Annotated in this window: 11 protein-coding genes and 1 tRNA gene; 6 read left to right on the top strand and 6 right to left on the bottom strand. The window is 49.2% G+C overall.

From position 1 onward, the window contains the following. Positions 1–30 precede the first annotated feature (30 nt). Both E3E25_RS08510 and E3E25_RS08505 read left to right on the top strand, forming a co-directional pair. Complete coding sequence (locus E3E25_RS08510; RefSeq protein ID WP_167892880.1) at positions 31–717, top strand: hypothetical protein; 687 nt, start codon at positions 31–33, stop codon at positions 715–717. A 685-nt stretch (positions 718–1402) separates the two neighbouring features. After that, positions 1403–2188 carry a tyrosine-type recombinase/integrase gene (locus E3E25_RS08505; RefSeq protein ID WP_167892879.1) on the top strand — a complete coding sequence of 262 codons (786 nt, stop codon included), beginning with the start codon at positions 1403–1405 and terminating at the stop codon, positions 2186–2188. A gap of 189 nt (positions 2189–2377) precedes the next feature. Here E3E25_RS08505 and E3E25_RS08500 read toward each other — a convergent pair whose 3' ends face one another. The 3 genes from E3E25_RS08500 to E3E25_RS08490 form a co-directional block, all read right to left on the bottom strand. Then, entirely contained in the window at positions 2378–3295 is a 918-nt protein-coding gene (locus E3E25_RS08500) for a nucleotidyl transferase AbiEii/AbiGii toxin family protein (RefSeq protein WP_370456682.1), read from the bottom strand. A gap of 49 nt (positions 3296–3344) precedes the next feature. Then, entirely contained in the window at positions 3345–3971 is a 627-nt protein-coding gene (locus E3E25_RS08495; protein ID WP_167892877.1) for a hypothetical protein, read from the bottom strand. A gap of 216 nt (positions 3972–4187) precedes the next feature. Beyond that, positions 4188–4583 carry a hypothetical protein gene (locus E3E25_RS08490; RefSeq protein WP_167892876.1) on the bottom strand — a complete coding sequence of 132 codons (396 nt, stop codon included), beginning with the start codon at positions 4581–4583 and terminating at the stop codon, positions 4188–4190. 48 nt (positions 4584–4631) lie between these two features. Here E3E25_RS08490 and E3E25_RS08485 point away from each other — a divergent pair, with 48 nt between their 5' ends. Then, a complete protein-coding gene (locus tag E3E25_RS08485) occupies positions 4632–5909 on the top strand; it encodes a tyrosine-type recombinase/integrase (protein ID WP_167892875.1) in 1278 nt (425 codons plus the stop codon). Between the two features lie 451 nt (positions 5910–6360). After that, the gene (locus E3E25_RS08480; RefSeq protein ID WP_167892874.1) at positions 6361–6564 is read left to right on the top strand and encodes a hypothetical protein; all 204 of its coding nucleotides are present in this window, start codon (positions 6361–6363) and stop codon (positions 6562–6564) included. A gap of 1198 nt (positions 6565–7762) precedes the next feature. On the opposite strand, the gene E3E25_RS08475 is transcribed toward E3E25_RS08480, so the two are convergent. The 3 genes from E3E25_RS08475 to coaD all read right to left on the bottom strand — a co-directional run bounded on the left by E3E25_RS08475 (position 7763) and on the right by coaD (position 9124). Beyond that, positions 7763–7838, bottom strand: a tRNA-Gln gene (locus tag E3E25_RS08475). A 69-nt stretch (positions 7839–7907) separates the two neighbouring features. Further along, positions 7908–8588, bottom strand: a complete 681-nt coding sequence (gene tpiA / locus E3E25_RS08470) for a triose-phosphate isomerase (protein ID WP_167892873.1) — start codon at positions 8586–8588, stop codon at positions 7908–7910. Then, entirely contained in the window at positions 8576–9124 is a 549-nt protein-coding gene (coaD, locus tag E3E25_RS08465; RefSeq protein ID WP_240910800.1) for a phosphopantetheine adenylyltransferase, read from the bottom strand. Before coaD ends, tpiA begins: the two co-directional genes overlap by 13 nt. A 71-nt stretch (positions 9125–9195) precedes the next feature. Between coaD and E3E25_RS08460 the strand changes: the two genes are divergently transcribed. Both E3E25_RS08460 and E3E25_RS08455 read left to right on the top strand, forming a co-directional pair. Continuing rightward, complete coding sequence (locus E3E25_RS08460; protein ID WP_167892872.1) at positions 9196–10365, top strand: hypothetical protein; 1170 nt, start codon at positions 9196–9198, stop codon at positions 10363–10365. Further along, positions 10366–11682: an acetate--CoA ligase family protein gene (locus E3E25_RS08455; protein ID WP_167892871.1), complete on the top strand. Its 1317-nt coding sequence runs from the start codon at positions 10366–10368 to the stop codon at positions 11680–11682. Positions 11683–11688: the final 6 nt, after the last annotated feature.

Here is an 11688-nt window from a genome sequence, read left to right as displayed (position 1 = left end):
CATATATATCATTATACCGCTCTTTCTTTGATGGAGATGAACTTCAAGCTGCTCCCCAGCGTGGCCTACCTCCGTGTCCAGAAGCAGGCGTTCATAGGCTATTCTATGCCCCTCGCGGGATGGATAGGTGAGTATCTGGTGAACTATCAGCGGCTTCCAAGGCCGAACTTCCTTGGGCGGGCAATGGGCAAGCTGGGCTTTCACCTCGCCGGCGAGGAGCGCGATGATGGGTACATAACCCAGTTCTTCACGAAGGGGAGCGTTTCAGTAAGCGCGAGCTGGGACGTTGAGAGGGAAAACCTTTTCCTCCAGCTGATTCCCCTTCGCTCAAGGCTCTCCCGCGGCTTAACCGTCAGGGCTGAGCACATAGAGTTCTACGACCAGTACGTGGTGAGCATAGAACCAACAGGCAAGCTCCCGCCTGGAATCAGGGGCATTGGAATAAACGCCCTTATTCTGGAGGACTTCTACCCGGTCGAAACCCCCTACTGGGGCATGCTCCACGAGGACTGGGAGGTTGAGCTGAACCTTCTCGTCATGAAGGACGAGGTTTACGACAGGCTTTCCCGCGAGGAGTACCGCTGCCCGGTCTGCTTTGCCCCGCTCCATGAGGAGAACGGCGTCCTAAAGTGCTCTTCCTGCGGCTTCACCTACGCGCCCGAGCACGACTTCGAGAGGGTCATGGAAGAGTTCAGCGTGGAGGAGTTCGCGTTTTAGCAAGCTTTGCTTGCGCAAAGCTTGACCAAAATATTCCAACTGTTCAAATTGGGAGTGTGGAAATTGGCATGCCTTATACAAGGTGTTCTTAAAGGGTTTTATACTGACGTTGGACAATTTGGCTGGCGTTTCACTCCAAGCCAGCGCCCTTCGGGCGCCAAAAACAAGAAACACAACCAATAACATTGACAATTAAAGCGCAAACCCTACCAAAAATTAGCATCGCAAAAGGCATGCAACAACACCAAAAGCAAGAAAATAGTCAAAACATTCCGCCAGCGCTTGGAAGGAAGCTTTTGGAAAGAGCTTCACCAAAGGCATGTAGCTCCTCATAAAGAACGTCCATACAAGCCGATTTTACACGCCAAATGTTCATTTTCAGGCGAGAACACTTTGAAAAAGCCTGCTGAAATGGGGTTTATTCTCTCCTGACGCCCAAGGGGCGTCGATTTTAAAGTTAAACCCGCAATTAGGAAACAACTAGGAAAGTTCTCACTTCCAAAACAGCCACTCAAAGAAAAAATCACCTAGAATCAGCCTTTCAAGAGGAGCTACAAACTTTGATGAAACTTTGCGCAGGCAAAGTTTCTATGGTAGCCCCGCCGGGATTCGAACCCGGGTCGCGGGATCCAAAGCTAGGTGGAAAAGCCTTTATTCGCCAAATAAAGCCATTGTATGGCCTATTTTGGAAGAAGCCATAGAAATGCCCCAATCAGCATTTCCAGCAATTAGACACGTTTTCCACAGCAGTGGTAAGCAAGAATACTACAGAAGGCTCCTCCAGGTTCAGAATCCAAACCAGTACTACGTAATCACCGAGGAAGACATTGATAGGTTGTTCCTCGAATTCGAAGCCAAAGGCGTTAGCCACGCACACAAAAGGAGCATTGAATACTTAATCAACACATTCCTGAAAGAGGCTGCAAGGGAACACCAAGGGAAATACATATTCACAATGAAAGACCTGAAGGATTATCTTGGGATCATCAGAAGGGAATACCCGGTATCCTACTATCGCAAAAACGTGACTTATCTAAAGAAGCTTTTCAGAATTGCGGGAATTGACCTTGCAGAATCCCTGAAGGCGCCGCAGGAAATAGACATTGATCTGACTATCGTGACGGTTGATGACATCAGACACTTGATACAGTTGGTCGATTCTCTCCACCTCAGCTGGCGTTTCGAGGACTGGAAGAAAGATCAGTTTATCACCGCAATGCTCCTGATGGCAGTTACAGGAATGAGGGTCAGCGAACTGGCAAGAGTGCCCCTAAAAGATATTGATCTCGAAAACCGCAGAATTTATCTCAACACTTCCCAGACAAAAACAAAGCAGAGCCGGGTGGTATTTTCACGGAAGAACTACAGGAACTCCTGCAGGAGTACATTCAAACTTACAAGCCAAATTTACATGAGCCTCTGGCGACGGTTCCGCAAATGCAACGTCCATTCAGAAGAAAAAGCCCGCTAAGGGGCCAGAAACTCAGACCCAAGCATATGAGGAAGTTCTTTGCGCAGGAGTGGGATAGGAGAAACGGCAATGCAACAATTAAAAAGCTTCTAATGGGGCATTCCATAAGATATGACATCAATGCCCTCCACTATTCGCACCACACTGTGGACGAACTACAAGAGGCATACGATAAAATCTTTGGTAATCTCAGATTTCTGAAATGAGCCTATTTGGCCCTTTTTGTTTTCTCAGAATTTTATCAAAGTCTATTTCGGAAAGAACCTTGAGAAAGTTATTCATGAACTCTTGGAACTCGGATTCAGGCGGCTTTGTGAGCACCAGTTTAAGCTCGTTTTCCATGAGCTCAGGGGCAACGTTGAACCTGCCATTTTGAATTGACTCCAGATTCACCCGGAGGTTTTCAATGGTCCTTTCCGGACTGAACCTCATACTGAACCGTATCTTCTCAAGGGCCTCATCGATAACGTCCGAGTAATCATAACCCGCCATGTAAAGCATGAAAACGTCGTAGAAATCCCTCAGCTTCTGAACCCTCCGCGTTAAGATGGCCCTGATCTTCTCGGCCAGAATTTCCTCTGGAGAATACGCCGTGAGGGGGAACGTTGTGTACCGTTCAAGCTCCTCGAAGAAGTATGCCCTTTCTTCATTTTCTAATTTAACGCCCTCAAGAAGCGTTCTGGGTTGTACTTTCCTTTCCCCAAACAGTACCGGCTCGAAGAAGTTAACCTCAATCTTCACGACTTCACCCGTCGGCATAAACAGGTGGAAAAAGACTATCTTTCTGTTCTCGTTCCCCTCAAAATGAACAAAGTCTCGATTGTATGCTTTTCCCTCAAAGGGTCTGAAGTCTAGGCCAAACTCTTCGGCGATGTGAGAGAGCTTTTCTGAAAGCCATCTTACCTCAGAACTTATCAGCTTTCTCCTCTCCGAGCGGGAGAGCCTGCCCCTCAGCGGAAACGTGAAGTCGAGGTCAACGCTGAAGCGATAATAGCCCAGGTAACACTTGATCAGGCACGTTCCACCCTTGAACAGATACCGTCCGTGGAATCTCTCTTCTCCGTAAAGTTCCCGCAAGATTGCGTGCAGAAGGACGTCTCTTTTCACAAGTAGTGGTTTTTCAATGCCAGTCTTCTGAATTATGAAGCCTACGAACTCATCGCCTGGAAACAACGGCCTCGACCTCCTTTTGAACAGACTTGGGGTATGCCTTAGAGTATTCTACCAGCTTTTCTTTTTGGGCCTTTGTAATGTATTCCCTTACGACGGCATCCGAATTAAGGCGTTTGTTGTACCGCTTTAGATAAATAAAGTCCAGCAAGGTTTTCTCTAAGTCTGAATATTGAATCTCTCCGCGTTTAACCACTCCAAAGCCCAGAAGGGATTCCTTCAGCTTGACAAACTGAACCCCCTCGCCGAGAATTGTGACAGGTTTTGGCCTGGTTATCGCTGGCGTTACCAGAAAGATACGGGAGTAGTACTCGTAGGTTGTCCCGTTCAGTCTTAAAGCCGTGTACAGGCCAAAGTACCACTTTAGATTTAACTTATTCATGGCCTTGGCGATTAAAGTCATCGGGTCTGGAGTCTTCCCGAACTTGTATTCCTCAAGGGTTTTCACGTAATAAACCCCGCGAAGGATTCTAACGAGGTAACCCCTGCTTATGTAGTAATTCACAATGTACTCAAAGCTCTCCCCAAACCTCTTACAAATATCTCTAAGCTCTTCCTTTGTGATTATTCTTCCGCCATACCTTGAAAGAATGAACTGGGTTATGAGCTTCATGCTCAGGGTTATCAACTAATCATTAAAAAAGTTAATGGTTACTCGACAACAGAGAATGGATGGTATTTGTGGAAAAGTTTGGGGAAGTTCTCAGGCTTTCTCAACCGTGGAAACGGGAACTCCAAGTTCCTTAGCTTTATGCTTTATTTCATCCCCTATCACTCAAGCTCACCCCGGTAATCCTTGGAAATGTTTATTCTGAGGCCCCATCTGCGGTCAAAATTGGTCCTTCGAGGGCATTGTGGGGTCCAGTAGGGGAAAGCTCCTGAGGCTCTTCTCAGGTATCTTTATTTCTCCCTCAAGACCAAGTCCGAGCTTTTCGCTGAGAAAACCGGGCTTCTTCAGAACCGCTACGCTCCTCATCCGCTTCGCATACTCCAAAAGAGTTTCTCTATTAAAAGAGCCGTTTCTTAGCGCCTTCATGACTTCGATGATTCCACCGCAGTGCTGGGGCTTGTCGAGACAATCAACCAGGGTCTTTTCAGGGTTGGTGATGCTGACGTTCCTTCCACCCACCATGGGTGCGTTTAAATACTCTTGTTCTTCAAAATACGCAGTTTGTTTTTCTAAATATTTAAACATACTCCTACAGGCCTCTATTTTTGGCTCCACCATGTTTAAATACTCCTTTTCCAAATTAACATTTGGTGGGACCAATGAATGCGTAGGACGGGTTTAATCAGACTGGAATACCGGCCTGAGGAGCTTCAGTACCTTATCTCAAGCGACGACGTTGAGGAAATGCTCGCAGACTATGCATCAAGCCACAGCATCTCTGAGACATACAGAAAAGAGCTTGAAAGGTTTGTGTGGCAGTTCCTGAGGTTTGTAAAGACGGGGCGGCTTGAATCAGGAAATAGAATAAAAGCCCCAACCAATAGGGAAGAGTACGTTGTTTCACGAAGAGTTTTGGTGGAATATGTAAGAGCCCTCATAAGGGCTGGATACGCAAACTCATCAATGACAAAAAGACTGCAGGCAGTGATTTTACTGCTGAGGATGATGGGAGTTTCGGAAGTCCTGATAGATGCGCTGAAGGACCCGTTGAGGAAAGTAAACACAGCAAGAAAAATCGAGCAGGAGGAAAATACTCCGGATCTAACACTCGAAGATGCCAGAGAGTTCTTTAAAAGACTGGAACTGCTGTTTCAGCTCGGTAGATTGAAAGAAAAACAGTATGCCAAGGCACTGGCGTTTGCACTGCTGCTCTTCAGCACGGGCAGGAGAGTCAGCGAGGTGGTGCAGCTCAGGATTGATGACATCGACTTTGAAACACACGCCATTAAACTACCTGCCGCCAGAACAAAGGAAGGCAAACTGCTGGGAATAGAGGGCCACAAAATAGTATTCATGACCAGGGAGGCTGAGTATGCGGTGAAATACTACTTGGAACTCAGTGGGGATGAAATCAGAAGGCGGGATGGATATCTCTTCATGCGACCGGGCAAGAGAAGCTTGAAGGACACGTTCCTGCACAAGATAGCGAAGAAAAGCAGAAATCTGGAGGATCTTGGCGCAAATCTGAATTTTATCACCAGCGATGGACTGCACAGATTCGAAATCAAGTACTTTCGAAAGCTCCTCATACAGGAATGGGAGAGGAGGGCTGAAGAGAAGGGAATGAACAATGAGAAGGTATTTGGGGCGGTCAGGAAGCTAACTGGACACAGGCCATCAAACGATGTCCACAGAACCAACTATGCCAGAATAAGTGTGCAGGAGCTCTGGAAGTACTACAGAGAGCTCTACTACGATATCAGTGTGCTCACGGAAGGGCAGAAGAGGATGATAGGGATATTGCCAAGAAAAACCGCCTCTAAACCCACGATCCCTGAGGGAAGCTTCAACAGTCCTTCAAAGACAAATGCTACCATTCAACATGGGATGGCATTAATGGCTCCGGTTCACAGTGCGGAGTACACGGGCCTCTTGAATTGACATCTTTTTGTTTTTCTTTTGTTATTTTGGGGAATAAATATCCACAGAGTATTTTACTGCCCACGAGGACAGAATGGGTCACAATAACAAGCTTACGGTTTGATATTTGATTTTGTGTGCGTGTTTTCAGGCTAAATGTCATTTTACTGATTTATTTAAATAAATAAAAAATCCGTTCAAAATAAAAATTAAAGGGGCATAAAATTTCCTCGTGCATGCTTGTTCTGAGTTGTCCCATCATCAGAAATATGTACATATCAGAGGTCCTGTTCTCAGCTAAATTCAATGTTTCCTCAACCTCCTTCATTGTGGGGGGATACAACCAATGGGGTCCGGCTGTGTCGAATACTTTATGTGTGTTGAATACCGCATTCCGACTAAGCAGTTGTGCATACGAAACTGCAACAACATGGAGCTGGAACGGTTACTCAGACGACGAAGGTTGGAGGAAGTGCTTGATATCTACGCCCGGCAGGCTATTGTCAGGCTTGTAGAACTTGAACTTCTCAGGAGGGGAAGAATCAGCGAGGGTGGACTCATCGGGGCAGTCATGGATGAATCTCCTGTAACTGGGGTTGTTGTTTACAGTAACGCCACTTCGTTGCTGATAGCGGTTAAAACATTCTTTACCGCCGATTGCCTTTTGAATGATTAGTCCCTTTTCTTTTTGATTTTATTGGAGTTTTTGTTCTTGGGACTATCGTGGGGAGTCTTGGGATAACAGCATGACAATCGCGCCCAGCTGGTCGAAGCTTAACTAATCATCTCTATTTATCTTCTAACTAAAGACCCCTGCGAAAAACAGTGCTCTTTAGTAACTTCCACATCTGAAGCTGGTGGAGATAACTGGTTTTCAAAAATCAAGCTTGTCATAGAGAAAAAAATACTAAACAAACCACCAGCGCACCGGGAAATTCTCACAAACAGGAGCTGCTTTTGATGGGACTACACTATCTTGGTTCAACATTCCAATCAATGAAAAGAAAAAACCAGTATTGTCTGCTATCTCCGTTGCTTTTAAAAAAGCTCTTTTTTTGGCGACAACGAGAAATGCGGACAGAACGAGTTTTGTCACTTCATTAATTGGAACGTGGATAGAAGTTTTGGGTGGCCTGCTCCACCGCGTGTGAAATTGGGGTGTAAAAGAGGGCCTAGGCGAGTGTGCTCGCTCGGCATTCTGGCAAGGAGAGTTTTTTTCAACGATCCTCAAGTTCTTGCGGTGGTTGTGGTTGAGAGGAGATTTTTTGGGGTTTTCGGGGAGAGGGGTGTTGAGTTAAGATGTGGGTAAAGATGTTTTGTTAGAGTGCACATTGAGGTTTTATCAGCGCATCTAACTAAACAAAGTTCACCTTATCTCAACGAGCGTTATGCTCAGGTTTTTCGATGAGAAACCTTGTAGGAGAGTTCTTTGAATGTGCATTGTTGTACGTTTCTTTTTGATTTGCTACTACTCCAACAAGTCTCAAAGCCTGTGGGAGACTTTCTGTAGTGGTACTGAACCAAAATGCTTCTGCACTTACTGGATACCGTCATGGGATTTCAGGTCTCATGACCCACTTGAAAATCGAACTCTTCTTGAGTTTGTTGATTTCAGCCGTTAATCTCAAGACTAAGTTTATTAAAGATGGGAGACCTACTAATAGATTGAAGATCTCCGTGGTGGCGGCCATGAAGATGCGGAAAAATAGTTTGAACTTCGAATATGATAGATGGGTCATGGGACATGAGAGCAGTCCCGCGACCCCCTATGAAGGAGAGCTTAGCGGACAGTATTTACCAGAAAACATGGAATTCTTTCTGGAATTGTTTAGCAGGGCAATGGGAGCGGTTTTTAGAGAGATTGCGGGAATATCTGGTAGCCCCGCCGGGATTCGAACCCGGGTCGCGGGATCCAAAGTCCCGCATGCTTGGCCGCTACACCACGGGGCTGCCCGATAGAAAAGCCGAGTCCGAGCTTATAAATCTTAAGCCTCCAGAGCTTAAAAGTTAGAAAAGGGCTTAGAGGATCAGCGACACCAGATCCCTTATCGCCTTTTCCGGGTCTTTGGCCTTGGTTACACCGCTCGCGAGGAGAACGCCAACGCTTCCAAGTTCAAGGGCCTTCTTCACGTCCTCTCCGGTGGAAATCCCCGCGCCGGTGAGAACCTTGACGTCCGGGTTGACCCTCTTGACCAGCTCGACTGTGTCGGTTATAACTTCTGGCTTGGCCTTGCTGACGGGAATTCCAGTACCTATCAGTTCGGGTGGCTCCACTGCAACGTAGTCCGGGCCAAGAGCTGCAACTGCAGCACTGACAGCCGGGTTGTTGGAGCAGACCATCGTCATTAGCCCGACTTCCTCTGCCCTTCTAATGCTGGCCTCCAGATCCGCCAGAATCATCCTGTTCTCCGAGTGGTTGAGGAGCGTTCCAACTGCCCCGGCCTCTTTAACCGCCTCCGGCAGGACGTGTCCGGTGTGGCTGCCCGGCGTTATCGGGTCGATGTGCTGGGCGAAGACCGGAATCTCGACCTCCTGGGCGATGCGGTAGAGGTCGGCCAGCTGTGGTGCAACGACGATGGTTATACCCGTCTCCTTCCAGACCTTCTCGGCGGCCTTGGCTATCCTCAAGGCCCCATCGCCCGTGGCCTGGGCGTAGGTCTTGAAGTTAATCGCTATAATCGGCTCCTTCAGCTTCGACATTGGGTATCACCGTAGGTGTTACGCTTTTGTCCCTTAAACGCCTTTCCCTCGGGGGTTTCGTTTCCACTGGAGAGCGGCCTCCCGAACGGGTCTATGAGACCGGCCCTTATGAGGGATGAGCTGATTTTGGGACCTAAGGAACTTCTCACGATCCCTATGGTGACTATCTCAAGGGGCCTTAGGCCCTTCTCCTCCCTCGCCCTGTTCACGATGAGCGCGCCTTTATAGGTCTCCTCGCTCACAACTATGGCTTCTAGGCTCTTCATCTCGTCCGCGAAGCCTATCGCAGTGTGTATCTTGATCACGCGGTAGTTGGAGTAGCCGTTAACCTCGAAGAATTTGATTAAATCTTTGAGCCGTATCTCGTATGGGAGGATTTTATCCGCGTACGGCTTCTCACGTATCATCTCGTCGGAGGTGAGTCCGATGTAGACGTACTTCCCAACCTCGAAGGCCTTCCTCAGCAGGGCTTTATGGCCGAGGTGGAGTCTGTCAAAGGTTCCGCCGACGACCACTTTCCGGTATTTTTTCCCCATGGGAGGAACTTAGGTGAAGGAACCAATAAGCTTTTTTATCGCCGGGGGAAGATTCCCGTGGAGGTGATTGAATGAGGCGATTCGTGGCGCTCATACTCATCGTTCTTCTACTTACTCCGTTCGTCGGTGAGGTAGGGGCCGCAGACAACGCTCAGCCCCTCTTCAAGATAGACATGACCATCAAGGTTGCTCCAGTTGTCATAGAGAACACCTCGACGTGGCTCGGGACGTTCAAGATGTACGTGGTTCTCACGGATCCACACTACCGGGCCTACTTTGAATATCTGGCCTCCAACAACACGACCGCGGCCAAAGAGGAGTTCAAGGACTTTGTAAAGGAGCTGGTCTACGACAACATGAAGGACAACCTTGAGAAGAGATACGAAGCGGCGAACATAAGTAGTACGATATACCTCCCGTCTGGAGGGCCGGTTAAGGTTCTTGACAACTGGTCCGCCGTCGTGACCTTCGCGGTTGCGAACTTCCTCATCAGCGACGGAAAAATCCTCCGGTGTCCCGTCACTGGCAACTTGGACTTTGTGTACAAGGGTCATGTCTTCGACTACACCTGGGAGAGACTCACCCTCATTCTCCCACAGGACTACGAGATAGCCAACCTCGCTCCCGTTCCGGACGACCTGAGCGACAACGTCGCCGTGTGGAACAACGGGGATTTCATACCTCTGATAGAGCTATACACTCACGTGTACTCATACGTCAGGTTCCTAAACGCCACCCAGAAGGAGATATCTCTCCAGTACGATCCGCACGAGGGCTACGTCCAGTTCAACGCGACATTCACAGGCGCCAACGCTACCCCCGTGATAATCACCCAGCTTCTCGCGAGTTTCAAGGCCACGATGAACATAATGAGCATCGATACTCGCCAGGAAAACGGTTCCCTAGTGGTTATAGGCGTCGCTAGGCCGGAGGTTGCCTACAAGGAGACGTCCTCCGAAAAGATATGGAAAGCAATGGTGAAGCTCCCCGGTGCATTTGACAGCATCTCCGTCGTGGGGGGTAGTTATGTTATCGCTCCGGACCACACCCTCATAATAACCGTAACCGAGAAGAAATCAACCTACAGGTTCTATGTCTACGGAATCGCAGCAGTTCTCGTTGTGGTGGTTGTTCTCATTGTAGTGAGGAGGCGGGAGACCAAGAAAAAAACGGAGACCGAGCCTGAGAAGCCCTGGGAGGAGGAACCTTTCCCTGAGGAGGATGAGGGCGGAGGTGAGTGAATGGACTTCTTCTTTTATCCCTCCAGTGTCGCGGTATTTGGCTCCTTCAAGAAGGGCGCCATAGCCTACGAAATCCTGAGGAACATCGTCGAGGGCGGCTTTGAGGGGGAGATAATCCCGGTCAACCCGAAGGGCGGAACTGTCAAAATCTCGGGGAGAACCTTCCAAATCCGGGAGCAACTGGATGAACCTGTGGACAGCGCTATAATTGCAATCCCGGCGAAGTTCGTTCCCGCTCTCATCGACGAAATCGGTCCCCTCATCAAGGGCGCCGTCGTCATCTCAGCCGGCTTCTCCGAGGTTGGAAACGAGGAGCTTGAGCGCGAGCTGCTTGAAAAAGCTAAAAAGCACGGCGTCCGCGTTATAGGCCCCAATTGCGCCGGCATCTTCGGCGTCCACGGGAAGTTCTTCGGCTCCTTTGAGGTCAGGGTTAAGCCCGGTGGGCTGGCATTAATCAGTCAGAGCGGTGCCTTCGGTGGCGCGGCTTTGGCAATGGGCAACGACGAGGGGATAGGCTTTTCTGCCTTCGTTTCCTATGGAAACGCCGCTGATTTAAACGAGAGCGATTTCCTTGAATATTTCGCGGACGACGAGAATACCAAGGCTATAGCCCTCTACATCGAAGGCGTTAAGGACGGCAGGCGCTTTTTAAAGGCCCTCCGCTACGCGAGTACTAAAAAACCAGTCATCATCCTCAAGGCCGGCAAGAGCGCGAGCGGAGCTAAAGCTGCGGCTTCACATACAGGCTCGCTCGCGGGTTCTTACGAGATTTATCGCGCGGCCTTCAGGCAGGCCGGCGCCATCGAGGTCGAGGAGATGGAGGAGCTCTTCGATGCTGCCAAGGCCTTCGAGATGTACACCCGAGCCGGGAAGAGGGTCGCGGTAATTACCAACTCCGGCGGTCCGGGCGTTCTCGCAACGGACAAGCTCGAAAGGCTGGGCCTTGAGATGGTCAGGCTGAGCGATGAAACCATCGAGGAACTCCGCTCTTTTCTCCCACCCCAGTGCTCGGTAAAGAACCCGATAGACCTGATAGCCGATGCCGACTACGAGCGTTACCGGAGGACCATCGAGGTCGTTTGCGGAGATAAAAACGTGGATTCGCTCCTCGTTATCTGCGTGCCACCGATTTTTATTCCAAGCGAAGAGATAGCGAAGGCGGTAATCGAGGCCGAATGCGATAAGCCGGTCATCGTCAACTTCATGGCCGGAGACCTGGTCAGGGAAGGCGTCCGGCTTTTGGAGGAGCATGGGATCAAGAACTTCCCGACCCCGGAGCGCGCGGCGAGGGCCCTTTCATGGCTCGCAAGGCACTGAGCCCCA

The organism is Thermococcus sp. MAR1 (genome assembly GCF_012027305.1).
Lineage (GTDB): Archaea > Methanobacteriota_B > Thermococci > Thermococcales > Thermococcaceae > Thermococcus.
Note: the sequence above shows the minus strand (reverse complement) of the source record. Positions and strands in the feature narration are given on the sequence as shown.